The sequence below is a fragment of the Pseudomonas sp. GL_135 genome, from assembly GCF_057834665.1.
Genome location: NZ_CM174408.1, coordinates 1,648,963 through 1,669,313 on the forward strand (window position 1 = coordinate 1,648,963; position 20,351 = coordinate 1,669,313).

Sequence of the window (20,351 nt, forward strand, 5' to 3'; positions counted from 1 at the left end):
CCCTTGCGCACATCGACAGGCTTTAAGCTCTTGGCAACTACAGACACCGAGGCAGAAACAGCGGCAGCCGAGCTGGCCGCCGAAGGTTTTTCCAGAATCGCGCTGGGCGTGGAATACAAAGGCTCGCGTTACAGCGGCTGGCAGCGGCAGTTGACCGGCGTGCTGACCGTCCAGGAAACACTGGAAAACGCCCTGTCGAAAGTCGCGGATTCACCGGTGTCGCTGATGTGCGCCGGGCGCACCGATGCGGGCGTGCACGCGTGCGGTCAGGTGGTGCACTTCGACACCCAGGCCGAGCGCAGCATGAAAGCCTGGACCATGGGCGCCAATATCAACCTGCCCCACGACATCAGCGTGACCTGGGCCAAGGTCATGCCCGCGCACTTTCATGCGCGCTTCAAGGCCATCGCCCGGCGTTATCGCTACGTTATCTACAACGATCAGATCCGCCCGGCCCACCTGGGCCAGGAAATCACCTGGAATCACCGCCCGCTGGATGCGGAGAGAATGGCGCTGGCCGCCGAATACCTGGTCGGTACCCACGATTTCAGTGCATTCCGTGCCGGGCAATGCCAGGCCAAGTCGCCGATCAAGCAGCTTCACCACCTGCGCGTCACCCGCCACGGCAAGATGATCGTCATCGATGTCCGCGCCAATGCCTTCCTGCATCACATGGTGCGCAACATTGCCGGCGTGCTGATGACCATCGGGGCAGGGGAGCGGCCGATCGAGTGGGCGAAGGAAGTGCTCGAAAGCCGAGTACGAAGAACCGGCGGGGTGACGGCTCATCCTTTTGGCCTGTACCTGGTTCAGGTGGAATACCGTGACGAGTTCCCATTACCGGATCGCTACATCGGCCCGCATTTTCTCACTGGCTTCTCGGAACTGGACGGCTGACGCAGGTGACTGCATTTGCTACCATCCGGGACTTTCGCAAGGCTTGAGGTCTCCACTACATGTCAGCCGTTCGCAGCAAGATCTGCGGGATTACCTGCATAGAAGATGCGTTGGCCGCCGTTGACGCGGGTGCCGATGCCATCGGGCTGGTGTTTTATCCCAAGAGCCCGCGCTTCGTCACTGTTGAGCAGGCTCAGGCAATCGTTGCTGCGCTGCCGCCTTTTGTCAGCACCGTCGGCCTGTTTGTGAACGCCGAACGCGCCGACCTGCAGGCGCTGCTCGACGTTGTTCCCCTCGACCTCATTCAGTTTCACGGCGATGAGAGTCCCGAGCAATGCGAAGGCTATAACCGCCCGTACATCAAGGCGCTGCGCGTCCAGGCCGGCGACGACATCGCGGCCAGCTGCGATGCCTACGCCAACGCTTGCGGCATCCTGCTCGACACTTACGTCGCAGGCATTCCGGGCGGTACGGGCGAAACCTTCGACTGGGCGCTGATTCCGAAACATCTGAGCAAGCCGCTGATTCTCGCCGGCGGCCTGACCTCGGCCAACGTCTCCCAGGCGATCGCCCAGGTGCATCCCTACGCGGTTGACGTGAGCGGCGGGGTGGAGAAATCCAAAGGCTTGAAGGATCACGACAAGATCCGCGCGTTCATGAGTGCAGTGCACGGCGCCTAGGGCGTTTTTCCGGCAACATCGGCTGTGATGTGACGGCGGACCAGCGTTCGCCGTCCACTAGCCTGCCATCCGCTGATGCGTGTGGCCGAATTGGTTGAGCGAAGACGTCTTGCGTCTCGTGATGAAGTTGAGCGTGGTGTTCGTGAGTGTTGTCCCGGCAGGTCAGGCCTCGCGCCGATCGTCGTGCGACATTTCGCGGCACCGTACATGACATTGATTTAAGGGCATGCGCATGGCACCAAAGGCCATCGCGTTCGAGCCATCGGTACTGGAGAAAGAAAGCATGAGCAACTGGTTGGTAGACAAACTGATCCCTTCGATCATGCGTTCCGAGGTCAAGAAGAGCTCGGTGCCCGAAGGTCTGTGGCACAAGTGCCCGTCCTGCGAAGCGGTGCTGTATCGCCCCGAGCTGGAAAAGACTCTGGACGTCTGCCCGAAGTGCAACCACCACATGCGCATCGGTGCCCGTGCCCGTCTGAATATCTTCCTGGACGCCGATGGCCGCCAGGAGATCGGCGTTGATCTGGAGCCGGTAGACCGTCTGAAATTCCGCGACGGCAAGAAGTACAAGGACCGCCTGGTCGCTGCTCAGAAGCAGACCGGTGAGAAGGATGCGCTGATTTCCATGAGCGGTACCCTGTTGGGCATGCCGGTGGTGTGCAGCGCATTCGAGTTCTCCTTCATGGGCGGCTCGATGGGCGCAGTGGTGGGTGAGCGGTTCGTCCAAGCCGCCAACTACGCACTGGAAAACCGCTGCCCGATGATCTGCTTCGCGGCATCCGGCGGTGCGCGTATGCAGGAAGCCCTGATCTCCCTGATGCAGATGGCCAAGACCTCGGCCGTCCTGGCGCGTCTTCGTGAAGAAGGCTTGCCGTTCATCTCCGTATTGACCGACCCGGTCTACGGTGGTGTTTCCGCCAGTCTGGCGATGCTGGGCGATATCATTGTTGCCGAGCCTAAGGCACTGATCGGCTTCGCCGGCCCTCGCGTGATCGAGCAAACCGTGCGCGAGAAACTGCCTGAAGGCTTCCAGCGCAGCGAATTCCTTCTCGACCACGGCGCGATCGACATGATCATCCACCGTCAGGAACTGCGTCAGCGTCTGGGCAACGTGCTGGCACAGATGATGGGGCTGCCGACGCCGAAATTCGTGGCGCCGACACTTGAGCCGATCGTTGTGCCGCCTGCTCCGGCGAACATATGACCGCACGCTCTTTGAGCGACTGGCTCAGCTATCTGGAACACCTGCACCCGTCGGCCATCGACATGGGGCTGGAGCGTTCGCAGCAGGTGGCAACGCAGATGGGCCTGACCCGGCCGGCGCCCAGAGTGATCACGGTCACCGGGACCAACGGCAAAGGCTCGACCTGCGCATTCGTTGCTTCCTTGTTGCAGGCCCAGGGCCTGAAAGTCGGCGTTTACAGCTCGCCGCACCTGCTGCGCTACAACGAGCGTGTGCAGGTGCAGGGCGTCGAAGCCACCGACGCCGCGCTGTGCGCGGCGTTCGAGGTGGTCGAGCGCGGCCGCGGCGACATTTCCCTGACCTATTTCGAAATGGGCACGCTGGCAGCCTTCTGGCTGTTCGAGCAGGCCGGGCTGGATGCGGTCGTGCTGGAAGTCGGTCTCGGCGGGCGGCTCGATACGGTCAACCTGATCGATGCCGACATGGCGCTGGTCACCAGCATTGGCGTTGACCACGCGGAATTCCTCGGCAATACCCGTGAGACCGTGGCCTTCGAGAAGGCCGGGATATTCCGTGAAGGAAAGCCCGCGCTGTGCGGCGATCTCGATCCACCGCAGCCATTGCTCGACAAGGCGCGGTCACTGAATTGCCCGCTGTCGCTGCTCGGTCGCGATTTCGAGCTGCAGATCAATGCCACGGGGTGGGACTGGTCTGGCACCGACGCGACCGGTCGGAAGGTCGAACTGCACGCGCTGCCGTTACTCGACCTGCCCATGCAGAACGCTGCTTTGGCGCTGCAGGCCTACCTGCTGCTGGATCTGCCGTGGAATGAGGCGAGCCTTCGCGATGCGCTCGTCAAGACGCGCGTCACCGGTCGCCTTGACCGTCGCAGCATCGACTGGCAGGGCAAATCGCTGAGCCTTCTGCTGGACGTCGGCCATAACCCCCATGCGGCAACGTTTCTCGCCCAGCGCTTGAATCAGCGACCGGTGCCGGGCAAGCGGCTGGCGGTGTTCGGACTGCTCAGTGACAAGGACCTGCAAGGCGTTCTGGCGCAGTTGGGCGAAACGTTCAGCAGTTGGGCCGTCGCACCGCTGCCAACGCCGCGCAGCCGTCCGGCGCAAGAGATCGAACAGGCGTTGCAGAACCTTGGCGCTCGCGTGACGTCTCACCCGAGTATCGCGCTGGCACTTGAAGCTCAGTGCGCCCACGCGACAGCCGACGACGAGATTGTTCTGTTCGGGTCTTTTTACTGCGTAGCCGAGGCCCTGGAATGGCTTGCTGGCGCGTCACGGAGGAAGTGACACATGGCTTTGCTGGATAAAGCGTACAAGCAGCGCATGGTGGGAGCGTTGGTGCTGATTGCCATCGCGGTGATTTTTCTGCCGATGCTGTTTTCGCGTCAGGATGAAGCCCGCCGTGTGCAGGTCGAGGCGCCTGCCGCGCCGCAAGCGCCGGCCACCTCGCAGATCAAGGTAGAACCCGTCAGCGTGCCTGAACAGCAGCCATTGCCCCAGGAGCCGGTGCCGACCGATGACGAACTGACGCAACCTGCTCAGCCCGTGCATCCTGCCCAGCCCGTTCAGCAGCGCACCAGTCAACAGCCGCCGTCCATGCCCATAGCCCCTGCGCCTTCCAAGCCTGTGGCTGCTGCGCCCAAACCCGCTCAGACTGCGCCTGCGAAGCCAGCTCCGGCACCGACACCTGCGCCCGCTCAAGCGCCAGTTGCGTCAGCCGCTGACACCAGCCGGGTCGATGCCAATGGTCTGTCGGTCACGTGGGCGGTGCAGCTGGCGAGCCTGTCCAATCGCGCCAATGCCGACACACTGCAGAAGACGCTGCGCACTCAGGGCTATAACGCTTACATCCGCACCGCCGATGGCGTGAACCGTGTTTTCGTTGGCCCGGTGATCGAACGTGTTGAGGCCGATCGCCTGCGTGACACGCTGGAAAAACAGCAGAAGATCAAAGGCATCGTCGTGCGTTTCCAGCCGGAGCGTAAGTAAGCGTCCCCGGCCGACGCCTTCCCCAGCAGGACCTACTAGGGAAGGGGCCGGATCTGACACCCTCGATTTCGGGTTCAACCCGCCTCGACCTCGAACAAAGTCCAATAGTTCGCCTTAATTGCCCTTCATCCGCAATCGCTGCTTACCGGCAGGCGAGTGCTCTGCTAAAATCCGCCGCCTTATCAGTCTGTAGGCTGCGACGTGTCATTTACTCCGGTTGACTGGGCGATCATTGCAATTGTCGCCATCTCCGCTTTGATCAGTCTCAAGCGCGGCTTCGTCAAAGAAGCGTTGTCCTTGCTGACGTGGATCATCGCAGGTGCCGTCGCCTGGATGTTCGGCGGATCGCTGGCCCAGTATCTGGTCAACTACATCGAAGCACCTTCGGCGCGCGTGATTGCGGGCTGCACCATTCTTTTCGTCGCCACACTGCTGGTTGGCGCCATGGTCAACTTTCTGATTGGAGAACTGATACGCGTCACCGGGCTGTCCGGGACCGATCGTTTTCTGGGTATGGTCTTCGGCGCGGCGCGCGGAGCCTTGCTGGTTGTCGTCGCGGTCGGGCTGTTGAGCCTGGGCCCGGTGCAACAGGATCAATGGTGGCAGCAGTCGAGGCTGCTCCCGCAATTTGTCATGGTCGCTGACTGGTCGAAAAACCTGATTCTCGGGATGTCCAGCAAGTGGCTAGCCAGCGGAGTCAGCGTACCTGTTGACATCCCGTTCAAGGATCACCTCCTGCCGCCTACAACGCCGCCGGAAGTGTTCGGTAAATCCAGTTCCACTAAGTAGGGGTTGTGTCGCATGTGTGGCATCGTCGGTATCGTCGGCAAGTCGAACGTCAATCAGGCGCTTTATGACGCGCTCACCGTCCTCCAGCACCGCGGCCAGGACGCTGCCGGTATCGTGACCAGCCATGACGGCAAGTTGTTCCTGCGCAAGGATAACGGTCTGGTTCGTGATGTGTTCCACCAGCGCCATATGCAAAGGCTGGTCGGGCACATGGGCATTGGGCACGTACGTTATCCAACGGCGGGCAGCTCGACGTCAGCCGAGGCCCAGCCGTTCTACGTCAACTCGCCTTACGGCATCACCCTGGCGCACAACGGCAACCTGACCAACGTCGAGCAACTGGCGAAGGAAATCTTCGAGTCGGACCTGCGTCACGTCAACACCAACTCCGACTCCGAAGTGCTGCTCAACGTGTTTGCCCACGAGCTGGCGGTGCGCGGCAAGCTTCAGCCGACCGAAGAAGACATCTTCGCGGCCGTCGCCGACGTGCATAAGCGCTGCCGTGGCGGTTACGCGGTCGTGGCGATGATTACCGGTTACGGCATCGTCGGTTTCCGCGATCCGGACGCCATCCGCCCAATCGTTTTCGGTCAGCGTCACACTGACGAAGGCGTCGAGTACATGATCGCCTCCGAAAGCGTTTCGCTGGACGTGCTCGGCTTCACGTTGATTCGTGACCTGGCACCGGGCGAAGCGGTGTACATCACCGAAGACGGCAAGCTGCACACCCGTCAGTGCGCCACCGATCCCAAATACGCCCCGTGCATCTTCGAGCACGTCTACCTGGCCCGTCCGGATTCGATCATCGACGGCATCTCGGTCTACAAGGCGCGTCTGCGCATGGGCGAAAAGCTCGCCGACAAGATCCTGCGCGAGCGTCCTGATCATGACATCGACGTGGTCATCCCGATCCCGGACACCAGCCGCACGGCCGCGCTGGAGCTGGCGAACCACCTCGGCGTGAAATTCCGCGAAGGCTTCGTCAAGAACCGCTACATCGGCCGCACGTTCATCATGCCGGGCCAGGCCGCGCGGAAAAAATCCGTGCGCCAGAAGCTCAATGCGATCGAGCTGGAATTCCGTGGCAAGAACGTGATGCTGGTGGATGACTCTATCGTTCGCGGCACCACGTGCAAGCAGATCATCCAGATGGCCCGTGAAGCCGGCGCCAAGAACGTCTATTTCTGTTCGGCGGCCCCGGCCGTGCGCTTTCCCAACGTCTACGGCATCGACATGCCGAGTGCCCATGAGCTGATCGCTCACAACCGTTCCACCCAGGACGTGGCCGACCTCATCGGTGCCGACTGGCTGGTCTATCAGGATCTGAACGACCTGATCGAGGCGGTGAGTGGCAGCAAAAAGATCAAGATCGACAATTTCGACTGTTCGGTCTTCGACGGCAAGTACGTGACCGGTGACATCGACGCGCATTATCTGAACAGGATCGAGCAGGCGCGTAACGACGCCTCCAAGGTCAAGACTCAGGCGGTGAGCGCGATCATCGATCTGTACAACAATTAATCCAGACAAGGAGCAGGCGGCATGACTCAGGAATGGGATGCCGGTCGACTGGACAGCGATCTCGAGGGTGTCGGTTTTGACACCCTCGCGGTTCGTGCCGGTCAGCACCGCACGCCGGAACGCGAGCACAGCGATCCACTGTTTTTCACCTCCAGCTACGTGTTCCGCACGGCAGCCGAGGCGGCCGCGACTTTCGCCGGTGAGATCCCCGGCAACGTCTACTCCCGTTACACCAACCCGACCGTGGCTTCGTTCGAAGAACGCATGGCTGCGCTGGAAGGCGGCGAGCAGGCGGTGGCAACCTCCACCGGGATGTCGGCCATCCTCGCCACGGTGATGAGCTTCTGCAGCGCTGGCGACCATGTGCTGGTGTCCAAGAGCGTCTTCGGTTCGACCATCAGCCTCTTCGAAAAGTACTTCAAGCGCTTCGGGGTCGAGGTCGATTACGTCCCCCTCGCAGAGCTGTCTGGCTGGGACGCGGCGATCAAGCCAAATACCAGGATGCTGTTTGTCGAATCGCCTTCCAACCCATTGGCGGAGCTGGTCGACATCAACGGGCTGGCGGAAATCGCCCACGCCAAGGGCACGCTGCTGGTGGTCGACAACTGCTTCTGCACGCCGGCCCTGCAGCAACCACTGCGCATGGGCGCGGACGTGGTCGTGCATTCGGCGACCAAGTTCATCGACGGGCAAGGCCGCGCCATGGGCGGGGTGGTAGTCGGTCGCAGCGAACTGATGAAAGAAGTGGTGGGCTTCCTGCGCACTGCAGGGCCAAGCCTGAGCCCGTTCAACGCCTGGCTGTTCCTCAAGGGGCTCGAAACCCTGAACATCCGCATGCGTGCCCATTGCCAGAGCGCCCTGGAACTGGCGCAGTGGCTCGAGCAGCAGGAGGGCATCGAGAAGGTGCATTACTCCGGTCTCGAGAGTCACCCGCAGCACGCGTTGGCCAAACGTCAGCAGAAGGCGTTTGGCGCGGTGGTGAGCTTTGAGGTGAAGGGCGGCAAGGACGGCGCATGGCGCTTCATCGATGCCACGCGGTTGATCTCGATCACCGCGAACCTGGGTGACACCAAAACCACCATCACCCACCCGAGCACCACCTCCCACGGTCGGCTGTCGCCGCAGGAGCGTGAGGCCGCCGGCATACGTGACAGCCTGATCCGCGTCGCCGTAGGGCTGGAAGACGTCGCTGACCTGCAGGCGGATCTCGTGCGGGGTCTGGCTGCGTTGTAAGCGGGGTGTCTGAACACGAAAGCGAGCCTCGGGGCTCGCTTTTTTGTTCCTGATGTGCAGCTTCGTGCCTCTCGGGAAAAATGGCTCTTTTGAAAAAAACTTCAAGCGGGCTATTGACTTAGGTTCGTCATCTGCGTAAATTTCGCGGCCTCAGCGAAGCAAGGGTGATTAGCTCAGCCGGGAGAGCATCTGCCTTACAAGCAGAGGGTCGGCGGTTCGATCCCGTCATCACCCACCATCGTTGAGTGTTTTACAGAAGCATCAGACGCTGTACGTGTTGAATGTTACTGAGATTCAGCAGGACGAAAGTCCACGCAATGCGCAGCGGTAGTTCAGTCGGTTAGAATACCGGCCTGTCACGCCGGGGGTCGCGGGTTCGAGTCCCGTCCGCTGCGCCATATTTTCCAAATCGGGTTTCCCGGTTTGAGATTGAAAGCCAAGGTTTTCGGTCAGTGTTTTACGAAGCAGGCCCAAGGGTCGGTTTCAACAGCGTTAAGCAGATGAAAGTCTGTGCGACAAGCAGCGGTAGTTCAGTCGGTTAGAATACCGGCCTGTCACGCCGGGGGTCGCGGGTTCGAGTCCCGTCCGCTGCGCCATACATAGCTTCGGGGCCCTTGAACGCCCTGAAGCAACAAAGAAAGCGATCCCAGGATCGCTTTTTTTGTGCCTGCGATTTGGCGAAAGCGTCGGCTGTCGCGCTTGATGCTGCAGAGCTCGGTGATAAATGCCATGATCGCCGGCTGTTAACACGGCGCTGAGCGGTGCCTGATTTCGAATTTGGAGAGCTGGACCATGGGCATGAACCAAACCATCACTGTCATCCCGCCGGGCGTACCGCTGACGGGCCATGTGTCGCCGCCCGGCTCGAAGTCCATCACCAACCGCGCGCTGCTCCTGGCTGCCCTCGCCAAGGGCACCAGCCACTTGCGCGGCGCACTGAAAAGCGATGATACCCGCCACATGTCCAATGCCCTAAGGCAGATGGGCGTGACCATCGACGAGCCAGACGACACGAGCTTCGTCGTCACCAGCAGCGGGCGCCTCGAGGCGCCGCAAGACCCGCTGTTCCTCGGTAACGCCGGAACAGCGGTGCGGTTCCTGACGGCGGCCGTGTGCACGGTCAATGGCAGCGTCACGCTGGACGGCGATCACTACATGCAGAAGCGCCCGATCGGCCCGTTGCTGGAGGCATTGCGCAAAGGCGGCCTGAACGCGGAAAGCGCCACCGGTTGCCCACCGGTCGTGGTGCACGGGGCGGGTTCGATCACTGCCACACGCTTCGAAATCGACGGCGGCCTGTCGAGTCAGTACGTCTCTGCGCTGTTGATGGTGGCGGCCTGTGGCGATGCACCGATTGAAGTGGCGCTGACCGGCAAGGAGATCGGTGCCCGCGGTTACATCGACCTGACCATCGCCTGCATGCGCGCGTTTGGCGCTGAGGTCGAGGTGCTGGATGACGCGTTGTGGCGCGTAGCCCCGACGGGTTACACCGCCTGCGATTACCAGATCGAGCCCGACGCTTCGGCCGCAACCTATTTGTGGGCTGCCGAGGCGTTGACGGGCGGTAAGATCGACCTGGGCGTGGCGGGGGAGGCGTTCACTCAGCCAGACGCCAAGGCCATGGAAGTCATCGCGCAGTTTCCCAAGATGCCTGCAGTTATCAATGGCTCACAGATGCAGGACGCGATTCCCACGCTGGCGGTGCTGGCAGCCTTCAACGAGACGCCTGTGCGCTTCGTCGATCTGGCCAACCTGCGGGTCAAGGAATGTGATCGTGTCCAGGCGCTGCACGATGGCCTGAATCAGGTCCGCCCGGGGCTGGCCTCGGTAGAAGGGGATGATTTACTCGTCGCGTCTGATCCGAGTCTGGCGGGCACCAGCAGCAGCGCCCTGATCAACACTCACTCCGACCACCGCATTGCCATGTGTTTCGCGCTGGCCGGTCTGAAAGTGGCGAGTGTTCGGATTCAGGATCCGGAGTGCGTCGGCAAAACCTACCCCGGCTACTGGCGTGCGTTGGAATTCCTCGGCGTGAAATTGGTGCACGGCGAGGTCTGACCTGCAGGGCATGCCGAGCCTGAAGCCGTTGACTGATCGACGCCAGGCCCGGCATGCCGACTTTTCCGACCTTGTTGCAGTCTGATCAGCGCAACCTTCGCCTCCCTGACAGGCCCACGGATGCAGGCCCCGTGGACAGACACCCTTTCGATGTATCCATACGGTTGCAAACTCTGCGTTGATCCCATGGCAGGCTTGTTGCAGACTTACCGGCGTTTTCTCCGGTCCACGTTTAGTCGACCAATTGCCCCAGGATGTTTGATGCCTAAATTACTGAGCTTTCGTACCGCATGCTGGGTCGTTACCCTGCTGGCTGCCGCAGGCTGCTCGTCAAAGAAACCGACGGTCTATGAGCATGAGAATTTCGACGATGCGGGGACATTCTCCCGTAACTACCCGGTTTCGGACGCCGCCACCTGTGAAGCGGCTCGACGGGCATTGCTGAGTCAGGGCTACATCATCACCAGCAGCGATCCCAAAGTGATCAGCGGCCATAAAAGCTTCCAGCAAACCGGCGAAACCCACATGGAGATCAGCTTCAACGTGGTGTGCGCACCGGACGGCAGCCCCGACAACCGCACCACAATGTTCGCCAACGCGCTGCAGGATCGCTATGCGTTGAAGAAGGTCAATAACTCCGCGAGCCTGGGGGTAGGCGTGCTGGGTTCTGTGTCGATGCCGATTGGTTCGACCGACGACTCGATGGTCAAGGTCGCCAGTGAAACCGTTGCGTCGTCCAAGTTCTATGACCGCTTCTTCGCACTGGTGGAAAACTTCCTGCCGCCTGAACTGAAGAAGGCCGCGCACATTGAAGAGAAGCCCAAAACCGACCTCGGTATGCCTGAGCCGGTACCGGGTAAACCGGCGGCCTTGACGGAGCAAAAGCCGGCCGCTGCACCGGCTGCACCTGCGCCAACCACGCCTGCACCCACTACGCCCGTCGCGCCGGCGCCATTGGCGACCCCTGCGACTCAGCCTGCGCCCGCCGCCGAGCAGAGCAGCGAGCCAATGCCTGCGCCTGCCGAACCGGAACCGTTGAAGGCCGAAACAGCGACGCCTGCCGAGGCTGCGCCTGCTACGCCGCCTGCGCCGGAAACGACCACCGAGCCGAGCCCTGCGCCAGCGGTTGAGTCAACGCCGGCGCAGTGAGCTGTTCTGCTAATTCCCAGGAGCGGTCCCGCGCGCTGACACCGCACGTGCAGCAAACGCAAAACCTGTGGGAGTGACCGGGGTGGCGCTCCACCTTGCTCACGAAGGTCTCTCTGCCAACACGCAACCTGTGGGAGTGAGCTTGCTCACGAAGAGGGTCTTTCAGCCGCTGGAAATTCAGTGACTGATCTGGCCTATTCGCGAGCAAGCTCGCTCCCACACGGAGTCTCCATACAGTCAGACAATCTGTGGTGGAAGCACTGTCTGGCTCACCCCAAAAACAGCTTGTACGCCGGGTTCCTGGTCTCGTCCCAATACGGATAGCCAATCTCCGCCAGCGCCTGAGGCACCAGATGCCGTTCGTCCTCCGGCACCACCAGCCCGGCCACCACACGCCCATCTGCCGCGCCATGGTTGCGGTAGTGGAACATCGAAATATTCCATTTCCCGCCCAGCTTGTTCAGAAAGTTGAACAGCGCACCCGGCCGCTCCGGGAATTCAAAGCGCAGCACCACCTCATCGCTGACCCGCTCCGAATGCCCGCCCACCATGTGCCGCAGGTGCAGCTTGGCCAGTTCGTTGTCGGTCAGGTCGAGCACAGGGAAACCCTGTTCCGTCAGGCTCGCAATCAGGGCTTTGCGAGGGTCGGTGTCGGGGTGGGTCTGCACGCCGACGAAGATGTGTGCTTCGCGGTCAGTGTGGTAGCGGTAGTTGAACTCGGTGATCTGCCGCTTGCCGATGGCTGCGCAGAACGCCTTGAAGCTGCCCGGCTGTTCCGGAATGGTCACGGCAATGATTGCTTCGCGGCCTTCGCCCAGTTCGGCCCGTTCGGCGACGTGGCGCAAGCGGTCGAAGTTGACATTGGCGCCGGAGTCGATGGCGACAAACGTCTGCCCGGTGACTTCGTACTGTTCGGTGTACTTTTTGATCCCGGCCACGCCCAGCGCGCCGGCGGGCTCGGTGATCGAGCGGGTATCGTCGTAGATGTCCTTGATCGCCGCGCAGATTTCATCCGTGCTGACGGTGATCACCTCGTCGACGTAATCCTTGCAGATGTCGAAGGTGTACTGACCGATCTGCGCCACCGCGACGCCATCGGCAAACAGCCCGACCTGTTGCAGCACCACGCGCTCGCCGTAGGCCATGGCCTGTTGCAGGCAGTTGGAATCGTCTGGCTCGACGCCGATTACCTTGATCTCCGGGCGCAGGTATTTCACGTACGCCGCAATGCCGGCAATCAACCCGCCACCGCCCACTGGGACGAAGATCGCGTCCAGTGGCCCCTGATGCTGACGCAGGATTTCCATCGCCACGGTGCCTTGCCCGGCAATGGTGTCGGGGTCGTCATACGGGTGGACATAGACGTAGCCATGTTCCTCGACCAGTTTCAGCGAATACGCCAGCGCTTCGGGAAACGAGTCGCCGTGCAGTACGACTTTTCCGCCCCGGGAGCGCACGCCTTCGACCTTGATCTCGGGGGTGGTCTTCGGCATCACGATGGTGGCGGACACGCCCAGCGTCTTCGCCGCCAGCGCCAGGCCCTGGGCGTGATTGCCTGCCGACGCTGTCACCACGCCCCGCGCCAGTTCTTCCGGGCTTAGCTGCGCCAGCTTGTTGTACGCGCCGCGAATCTTGAAGGAATAGACCGGCTGCAGGTCTTCGCGCTTGAGCAGGACGTTGTTGCCCAGGCGCTGGGACAGTTGGCGCGCGACATGCAGCGGGGTTTCCACGGCAACGTCGTACACGCGGGAAGTGAGGATCTTTTTGACGTAGTGATTGAGCAGGTCGCCCTGAACGAGCGGGTAGGCCGGTAGCTGACTCATCGTGTGGGCCTCGTCGGAAGGCTTGGGATGATCAGGCTGGCGGCGAAGAAGGCGAGGGAAGGGCGAATGATCATGTCTGGCTCCTGGTGTGGTCTTTGGCCCGGGAGACAGAGAGAAAAAACCCGCCTCTAGGGCGGGTTGGGTGCAAACGTCGGCTAACCCGCCATGACTGGAATGGCGGTAATAATTATCTGGCCGAAAAAATGCTGGGGTACGTTCATGGCGTCGAGACTATGGCGAACACGGCGCGATCGTCAAGTGGCCAACCCGTCATGCATAAAAAAGAGCTTACAGCCCACAAACCGTATGCGAGCTCAAAGCAGGCTTGCAGATTGGTCTGCACGTGATCGCGACCCTTGCCGTTTATCCGCGCGCGTTCAGTGTTCAACGGGCCTTCATTTTTTGTTCATGAGGGCACTTTAGGGTTGGGCTCGTAGTCAGTGAATCTGCTGCTGAATGACTCGGCGGCGCCTGAACGATGTCGAGCACAAAAGCCATCTGTCACAAGAACCCGCCACGAGGGCGCAAAAATGGACGAGTACCAAGAAGAACTGCTGGAATACCAGGCGTACGAGATGGACCCGCTGGAACCTGCCGAAGACGCCACCGAGTTGTAGGAAATCCGCGCCTGCCAGTCAGAACGACTGGCGCTGGCTGCGGCGAAACGCGCCGGGCGTCTGTTCGGTCCAGCGTTTGAAGGCCCGTTGAAAGGCTTCGGCCGACGCAAATCCCAACAAGTAAGCGATTTCGCCAAAGGCCAGCTCGGTGTCCCGAATGTAGGTCATGGCGAGGTCGCGCCGGGTGTCATTGAGGATCGCGCGAAACTGTGTGCCTTCGTCCGCCAGCTTGCGGCGCAGCGTCCAGGTCGGCAGCTGCAGTCGCGCGGCCACTTCTTTCAGATCCGGCTCCCGCCCCCCATTCAACAACGGCCCCAGCAGTTGGGTGATGCGCTCCCGCAGGCTGCGGGTGCGCGTGAGCTGTTCCAGTTCCCGCTCACACACCTGCAGCAGATGCCGCCAGGTACTCGGCACGTGGTCGGGATTGCGCAGGCCAAGCTGACGCTGGTTGAGGCGCAACTGATTGACGCCCGCAGCGAAACTCACAGGCTGCTCGCAGAGCACGGCGTATTCAGCGGCGTAGTCGGGGGCCTCGAACTCGATCTCCAGACGTTCGGCTTTTAGTGTCGTCCCGCTCAGCGTCGAGAGCTGATGCAGCCAGCCGCTGAGAATAGAATCCACCACGAAGCGGTTGTAGTCGTTGTACGGGCTGATGGAATAGAAGCGCAGCCAGGCGCCGTCACTGTCCTCGTGCAGGCTCGACTGACCGCGATAATTCGAGCCGTACAGCGGTTCGAAACGAATCAGCGTGCGCGCCGCTTCGCGCACGGTCGGCGCCTGCCCGGCAGTGATACCCGCCAGACCGGCGTGGCTCAAACGACTGGCCTGGCCCATTCGCAAGCCCAGCGCAGTCATGCCGGTCAGCTCGATGGCGCCATGGCCCAGGCGCATGTAGCGCGGGATCGACAGCCGGGCACCGGCCTCGCCCAGTCGCGCGGCATCCAGGCCGTATTGCGCCAGCAGCGGTTGCGGGTCTTTCCCTTCTTTGCGAACGGCGTCGGTGAGGCTGTGGACGAAGCCCACGGACAGATCGCCCAGACGCACGCGAGGGGAGGCCATCGGTCACAACCACAGATTGATCAGGCGCGCGCCATGACCGGGGCGGACACCTTTCGGGGTGGCGCTGATGGATTGCTCGGCGATGCTTTGTCCGTCGCGACTGGCGAAACTGTGGCCGGCGCTGCCTTGATCCCAGAACTGCCCGCGCATGAATACGCCGATACCCGCCTTGGCGGTGCTGGCCGGGGTCAGGGCCAGTCGACGCCAGGCTTCGCCCTGGGTCATGGGTGTTGCGCCGAGGTTCAGATGGGCGGCCAGTGCCTCGTGCTTGTCGCTGCGCCAGGGTTCCGCCCAGCCGCCAGTGCCGGCGACGTAAGCGGGCACTGCGATCAGCTCGACGCCGCTGGCATTGAGGCGCGCGTAGTTGTCGGGGTACCAGCTGTCACTGCCGATCAGCGTCGCCAGCCGCCCGGCCGGGGTGTCGATGACGTTGAGCGGCGCGTCTTTGCCGGGACGGATGTAACCCCGCTGATTCCAGCCCGGGAACAACTGACGCTGGGGCTGCCCCAGGGGCAGGCCGTCGGGGCCGAACACCAGGCTGCTGTTATAGAGCGCGCCACGGCCGATGCGCAGTTCGCCGTTTTCCACACGCGGGCTGGGCAGCACGATCGAGCCGGCGACCAGCGTCACGCCGAATTCCTTCGCCAGCCCGCCGAATACGTTCTGATAATCCTGCGCCATGCCAGGCGCCTTCATGCGTAAGTGTGCGTCCTCCAGGCGGCTGCTGCCCCGCGCATGAAACATGGCGTCGATGAACAGCAGCGGGTTGCTGAACGCCAGCCAGTTCATGGCTTCGTCGAGGGTGGTGGCCTGGTAGAACTGGGCCTTTTCATCGACGGCCAACAGCCAGGTGCCGATGTGCTCGGGCAGTACCACGATGGTTTTATCGTTGAGCAGCCCATGGTCGCGGGCCTGTACGAGATACGACGCGAGCTTGCGGTGCAGGCGTTTGACGCTCGAATAGTCGGAAGGAAACAGCTCGGGCTGAATGCCCAGCAGGTTGCCGCGTGCGCCGGGTTGCCCGTCGTTGATCACCAGCTGAATGCGCAGGTCCGTCAGGTAATGCCCGACATGACGCTTGCCCGTCCACAGCCCGTAGCTGACGAGGAGAATCACCAGCACTGCAGCGGTAAGTGAACCGAGAACTTTGCGCATGAAGAAAGGAGAACTGCCTCTGGGAAGAAAGCGCGCAGGGCGCGATGACGTTGCCGGAAGGCTACGGCAAAACGGCGATTTGGAGAAGGTTTGCCAACAGCCTGGGCGGCCATTTGGTGAATGCGTTGAGGCGAGGCGGCATCGGCGGCCGCCTGCGCTGTAGGGATCAACCGTGATGCCGGCGACTTGCAGGCATCACGGGCACTACGTTTTACAGGCGGAAGCGGCTGACGAGGGTGTTAAACGAAACGGCCAGGCGGGAAAGCTCCTGAGTCGACGCATTGGTCTGGTGCGCACCGGCTGCCGTCTGAGTAGACAGGTCCTGGATGTTCACCAGATTGCGGTCTACCTCCCGCGCGACATTGGCCTGCTCTTCGGAGGCAGTGGCGATGACCAGGTTGCGATCGTTGATCTGGGCAATGCCGTCGGCGATCTGCTCCAGCGCGCGGCCCGTTGCCTGCGCCAGCGCCTGGGTGTCGGTGACCAGCGCCTGACTTTTACCCATCGCTCCGACCGCCTGATCGGCGCTGGCCTGGACGCTGTTGATCATGCCTTCGATTTCACCGGTCGAGGCCTGCGTGCGCGCAGCCAGGGCCCGGACTTCGTCGGCGACCACGGCAAAGCCCCGGCCCTGCTCACCGGCACGTGCGGCTTCAATGGCAGCGTTCAAGGCCAGCAGGTTGGTTTGCTCGGCGATACCGCGAATCACGTCCAGCACCTTGCCGATGTCCCGGACCTGCACGGCCAGGTCGCGAACCATGTTGGTCGAGGTGGCGATTTCGGTGGTCGCGCTATTGATGGCTTCGACCGCGCCACGGGCCTGGTCACGGCCATCGCTGGCCTGTTTGCTGGTGGTCCTCGACGCATCGGACGTGGACACGGCGTTGCGCGCCACTTCTTCCACAGCGGAAGTCATTTCCGTGACGGCGGTCGCGGCCTGCTGGATCTCGTCGTTCTGGCGGACCAACCCGCGGCTGCCGTTATCGCTGACGGCGGTCAGCTCTTCTGCGGCAGAGGCCAGTTGATTGGACGCATCGGCAATCTGCTGAATGGTGCTTTTCAGGCTGCCCTGCATCTCGCCCAGCGCCGTCAACAATTGCCCGGCTTCATCGCGGCCGGTGCTGACAATCTGTTGAGTCAGATCACCGCCGGCAATGCTCCGCGCGCTCGTCACCGCATAGGCAAGAGGACGGCTGATCAGGCGACTGATGAACATACCCAGCAGGATCGCAGCCAGGAACGCAATGGCAATGCCGATGTATAGCGAGGTCTTGGCGGAGGACTCCATGTGGGCGGCATCCTCGGCGCCTTCGCCGATCTGCCGGTCATTGGATTTGACCATGACAGTCAGTTCATCCAGCACAACACGGTACGCCGCCTGCAGATCACCAAACAACAAGGCGCGGCCGTTATCAAGGTCACCGGCCTTCATGAGGCCAAGGTATTTCTGAACCAGTGCCTGGTAGATCGGCCAGTCCTTTTCCATCTGGTCGCCTGCCGCGCGCTCATCGTCGGCGAGCGGGGTCTTGCGGTATTCCGCGAAGGCTTTTTCGCTCTCTTGCTGATTGGCGTTTATCGATGCAATCACCTCGTCCTTCACGCTCTGGGGAAGACCGGCGGCCGTGGCCGTATATAACCGGTACAGGTCACGGCTTTGCCCTACAGCGTTGGTTTTGGCCTGGCCGGTTTTTGCGACGGACACCAGGTTGTTGCCGAACACCAGCTTCAAGCTGCCCGACAGTTCGGAAACGCCGCGGCTCCCGAGCACGCCCACTCCCAGGGTGATGAATGCGCACAGCACAAAGGCTGTGATCAATTTCGTCGATATTTTTGCATCATTGATCCAGCTCATTGATCGTCCTGCCGAGGTCTTAAGAAGAAGGACATTGCTTGGCCACCAGGGCGATGGGGCAATGTCGTTATGGGGCTATCGGCGGCGAAGTCCTAGGCTGGAGGGTGGACCGACGAACGATGCGGTGCACCGCTTGATCATTGATTTGTCAGTTTGAGTCATTGAGCATGGCCGGGCGGCTGTTTACTGTTTGCGCCATGTACAAGGCGCTCGTTCGAGGCCCTGACTGATCCGACGTGCGCCACAGAGCGCTCGCGCCCCGTGATGATGCTCGATGGAGTTTTTATGGCCGCCCCCCACTACCCGCATTTGCTCGCGCCCCTGGACCTGGGTTTCACCACGCTGCGCAACCGCACCCTGATGGGCTCGATGCACACCGGGCTTGAAGAGAAGCCGGGCGGGTTCGAGCGCATGGCGGTGTATTTCGCCGAGCGCGCACGGGGCGGGGTCGGCCTGATGGTCACCGGCGGTATCGCACCGAACGCTGAAGGCGGGGTGTATTCGGGGGCGGCCAAGCTGTCGACGCCGGAAGAAGCCGCCAACCATCGTGTCGTCACTAAAGCCGTGCATGAGGCTGGCGGCAAGATTTGCATGCAGATCCTTCACGCCGGGCGCTACGCTTACAGCCCGAAGCAAGTGGCACCGAGCGCGATCCAGGCGCCGATCAACCCCTTCAAGCCCAAAGAGCTGGATGAAGAGGGCATCGAGAAGCAGATTCAGGATTTCGTCACCTGCGCGACCCTGGCGCAGACCGCCGAATACGACGGCGTCGAGATCATGGGCTCCGAAGGTTATTTCATTAATCAGTTTCTCGTCGCGCACACCAACCATCGCAGCGACCGTTGGGGCGGCAGCTATGAAAACCGCATGCGCCTGCCGGTGGAGATCGTGCGGCGCGTGCGTGAAGCCGTCGGCCCGAATTTCATCATCATTTATCGCCTGTCCATGCTCGACCTCATCGAGGGCGGCAGCACCTGGGAAGAAGTGGTGCAACTGGCCCAGGCCATCGAGCGGTCGGGGGCCACGCTGATCAACACCGGCATTGGCTGGCACGAAGCGCGGATTCCGACCATCGCCACCAAAGTCCCGCGCGCTGCCTTCGCCAAAGTGACGGCGAAAATGCGCGGCTCGGTGTCGATCCCGCTGATCACCACCAACCGCATCAATACCCCCGAGGTTGCCGAGCAGATACTCGCCGAAGGTGACGCCGACATGGTCTCCATGGCGCGCCCGTTTCTCGCCGACCCGGAATTCGTCAACAAGGCCGCGGCCGGCCGCAGCGACGAGATCAATACCTGTATTGGCTGCAACCAGGCGTGTCTCGACCACACCTTTGGCGGCAAGCTCACCAGCTGCCTGGTCAACCCACGCGCCTGCCATGAAACCGAGCTCAATTACCTGCCGGTCACCCAGGTCCGGAAAATCGCCGTCATCGGTGCCGGTCCTGCGGGCCTCGCTGCCGCCACCGTCGCGGCCCAGCGCGGGCATGACGTGACGCTGTTCGACTCGGCCAGCGAAATCGGCGGGCAGTTCAACATCGCCAAGCGCATTCCAGGCAAGGAAGAGTTCTTCGAGACCCTGCGCTACTTCGGCCGCAAGCTGCAAACCACCGGCGTCGACCTGCGCCTGAACACCCGCGTCACCGCCGATGACCTGCTCGGCAAAGGTTATGACGAAGTGATTCTGGCTACCGGCATCGCGCCGCGAACCCCTGCCATCCCTGGCGTCGACAACCCCAAGGTGCTGAGCTACCTCGACGTGATCCTCGGCCGCAAGCCGGTGGGCAAATCCGTGGCAGTGATCGGCGCGGGTGGCATTGGTTTTGACGTGTCGGAATTCCTCGTCCATCAGGGCGTCTACACCAGCCTGGATCGCGACGCGTTCTGGGACGAGTGGGGCATCGACACGCATCTGGCGGCGCGAGGCGGTGTCGCCGGGATCAAGCCTCATCCCCATGCACCAGCGCGTCAGGTGTTTCTGCTTCAGCGCAAGACCGCGAAAGTCGGCGATGGCTTGGGCAAAACCACAGGCTGGATTCATCGCACGGGGCTCAAGAACAAACAGGTGCAGATGCTCAACAGCGTGGAATATTTGAAGATCGACGACGCGGGTCTGCATATTCGTATCGGGGCTGACGGCGAGGAGAAACTGCTGCCGGTGGACAACGTGGTGATCTGCGCCGGGCAGGATCCGCTGCGTGAACTGCATGACGGATTACAGGCGGCGGGGCAGAGCGTGCATCTGATTGGCGGCGCAGATGTGGCGACGGAGCTGGATGCCAAACGGGCGATTGATCAGGGATCGCGGTTGGCGGCGGGGTTGTAAGGAG

15 protein-coding genes, 3 tRNA genes and 2 pseudogenes are annotated in these 20,351 nt (G+C 61.9%); 15 read left to right on the forward strand and 5 right to left on the reverse strand.

What is annotated here, in order from left to right; genetic code table 11:
- The first annotated feature begins 72 nt into the window (after positions 1 to 72).
- The 13 genes and pseudogenes from truA (at position 73) to AC3ISG_RS07600 (ending at position 11,516) form a co-directional block, all read left to right on the forward strand.
- Positions 73 to 897: a tRNA pseudouridine(38-40) synthase TruA gene (truA, locus tag AC3ISG_RS07540; RefSeq protein ID WP_122623808.1), complete on the forward strand. Its 825-nt coding sequence runs from the start codon at positions 73 to 75 to the stop codon at positions 895 to 897.
- 59 nt (positions 898 to 956) lie between these two features.
- A complete protein-coding gene (locus tag AC3ISG_RS07545; RefSeq protein ID WP_205487151.1) occupies positions 957 to 1,577 on the forward strand; it encodes a phosphoribosylanthranilate isomerase in 621 nt (206 codons plus the stop codon).
- A gap of 283 nt (positions 1,578 to 1,860) precedes the next feature.
- Entirely contained in the window at positions 1,861 to 2,781 is a 921-nt protein-coding gene (gene accD / locus AC3ISG_RS07550; protein WP_122535753.1) for an acetyl-CoA carboxylase, carboxyltransferase subunit beta, read from the forward strand.
- Positions 2,778 to 4,084 (forward strand): annotated as a pseudogene (folC, locus tag AC3ISG_RS07555) (bifunctional tetrahydrofolate synthase/dihydrofolate synthase). Before accD ends, folC begins: the two are co-directional and overlap by 4 nt.
- Positions 4,068 to 4,766 carry an SPOR domain-containing protein gene (locus AC3ISG_RS07560; RefSeq protein ID WP_122535536.1) on the forward strand — a complete coding sequence of 233 codons (699 nt, stop codon included), beginning with the start codon at positions 4,068 to 4,070 and terminating at the stop codon, positions 4,764 to 4,766. Before folC ends, AC3ISG_RS07560 begins: the two are co-directional and overlap by 17 nt.
- Positions 4,767 to 4,967: 201 nt before the next feature.
- Complete coding sequence (locus AC3ISG_RS07565; protein WP_037011737.1) at positions 4,968 to 5,555, forward strand: CvpA family protein; 588 nt, start codon at positions 4,968 to 4,970, stop codon at positions 5,553 to 5,555.
- Between the two features lie 12 nt (positions 5,556 to 5,567).
- Positions 5,568 to 7,076 carry an amidophosphoribosyltransferase gene (gene purF / locus AC3ISG_RS07570; RefSeq protein ID WP_122535535.1) on the forward strand — a complete coding sequence of 503 codons (1,509 nt, stop codon included), beginning with the start codon at positions 5,568 to 5,570 and terminating at the stop codon, positions 7,074 to 7,076.
- 21 nt (positions 7,077 to 7,097) lie between these two features.
- Positions 7,098 to 8,309: an O-succinylhomoserine sulfhydrylase gene (locus AC3ISG_RS07575; RefSeq protein ID WP_489298885.1), complete on the forward strand. Its 1,212-nt coding sequence runs from the start codon at positions 7,098 to 7,100 to the stop codon at positions 8,307 to 8,309.
- 162 nt (positions 8,310 to 8,471) lie between these two features.
- Positions 8,472 to 8,547 (forward strand) — tRNA-Val (locus AC3ISG_RS07580).
- Positions 8,548 to 8,630: 83 nt separating this feature from the next.
- Positions 8,631 to 8,707 (forward strand) — tRNA-Asp (locus AC3ISG_RS07585).
- Between the two features lie 121 nt (positions 8,708 to 8,828).
- Positions 8,829 to 8,905 (forward strand) — tRNA-Asp (locus tag AC3ISG_RS07590).
- A 196-nt stretch (positions 8,906 to 9,101) separates the two neighbouring features.
- Positions 9,102 to 10,367 carry a 3-phosphoshikimate 1-carboxyvinyltransferase gene (gene aroA, locus AC3ISG_RS07595; protein ID WP_489298886.1) on the forward strand — a complete coding sequence of 422 codons (1,266 nt, stop codon included), beginning with the start codon at positions 9,102 to 9,104 and terminating at the stop codon, positions 10,365 to 10,367.
- A 261-nt stretch (positions 10,368 to 10,628) separates the two neighbouring features.
- Positions 10,629 to 11,516 carry a DUF2242 domain-containing protein gene (locus AC3ISG_RS07600; RefSeq protein ID WP_489298887.1) on the forward strand — a complete coding sequence of 296 codons (888 nt, stop codon included), beginning with the start codon at positions 10,629 to 10,631 and terminating at the stop codon, positions 11,514 to 11,516.
- Between the two features lie 269 nt (positions 11,517 to 11,785).
- On the opposite strand, the gene ilvA is transcribed toward AC3ISG_RS07600, so the two are convergent.
- Positions 11,786 to 13,300, reverse strand: a complete 1,515-nt coding sequence (ilvA, locus tag AC3ISG_RS07605; protein ID WP_489299467.1) for a threonine ammonia-lyase, biosynthetic — start codon at positions 13,298 to 13,300, stop codon at positions 11,786 to 11,788.
- Positions 13,301 to 13,779: 479 nt separating this feature from the next.
- On the opposite strand from ilvA, the gene AC3ISG_RS07610 reads away from it, so the two are divergent.
- The gene (locus AC3ISG_RS07610) at positions 13,780 to 13,956 is read left to right on the forward strand and encodes a hypothetical protein (protein WP_489299588.1); all 177 of its coding nucleotides are present in this window, start codon (positions 13,780 to 13,782) and stop codon (positions 13,954 to 13,956) included.
- An 18-nt stretch (positions 13,957 to 13,974) separates the two neighbouring features.
- Here AC3ISG_RS07610 and AC3ISG_RS07615 read toward each other — a convergent pair whose 3' ends face one another.
- The 4 genes and pseudogenes from AC3ISG_RS07615 to AC3ISG_RS07630 all read right to left on the reverse strand — a co-directional run.
- Complete coding sequence (locus tag AC3ISG_RS07615) at positions 13,975 to 15,015, reverse strand: AraC family transcriptional regulator (RefSeq protein WP_489298888.1); 1,041 nt, start codon at positions 15,013 to 15,015, stop codon at positions 13,975 to 13,977.
- A 3-nt stretch (positions 15,016 to 15,018) separates the two neighbouring features.
- The gene (locus tag AC3ISG_RS07620) at positions 15,019 to 16,170 is read right to left on the reverse strand and encodes a carbon-nitrogen hydrolase family protein (RefSeq protein WP_122623934.1); all 1,152 of its coding nucleotides are present in this window, start codon (positions 16,168 to 16,170) and stop codon (positions 15,019 to 15,021) included.
- A gap of 211 nt (positions 16,171 to 16,381) precedes the next feature.
- Positions 16,382 to 17,245, reverse strand: a complete 864-nt coding sequence (locus tag AC3ISG_RS07625) for a methyl-accepting chemotaxis protein (protein ID WP_420793048.1) — start codon at positions 17,243 to 17,245, stop codon at positions 16,382 to 16,384.
- Positions 17,240 to 18,022 (reverse strand): annotated as a pseudogene (locus AC3ISG_RS07630) (MCP four helix bundle domain-containing protein); the annotation flags it as partial. The pseudogene AC3ISG_RS07630 and the gene AC3ISG_RS07625, both read right to left, overlap by 6 nt.
- A gap of 285 nt (positions 18,023 to 18,307) precedes the next feature.
- Between AC3ISG_RS07630 and AC3ISG_RS07635 the strand changes: the two are divergent.
- Positions 18,308 to 20,347, forward strand: a complete 2,040-nt coding sequence (locus AC3ISG_RS07635) for an oxidoreductase (protein WP_489298889.1) — start codon at positions 18,308 to 18,310, stop codon at positions 20,345 to 20,347.
- Positions 20,348 to 20,351 lie beyond the last annotated feature (4 nt).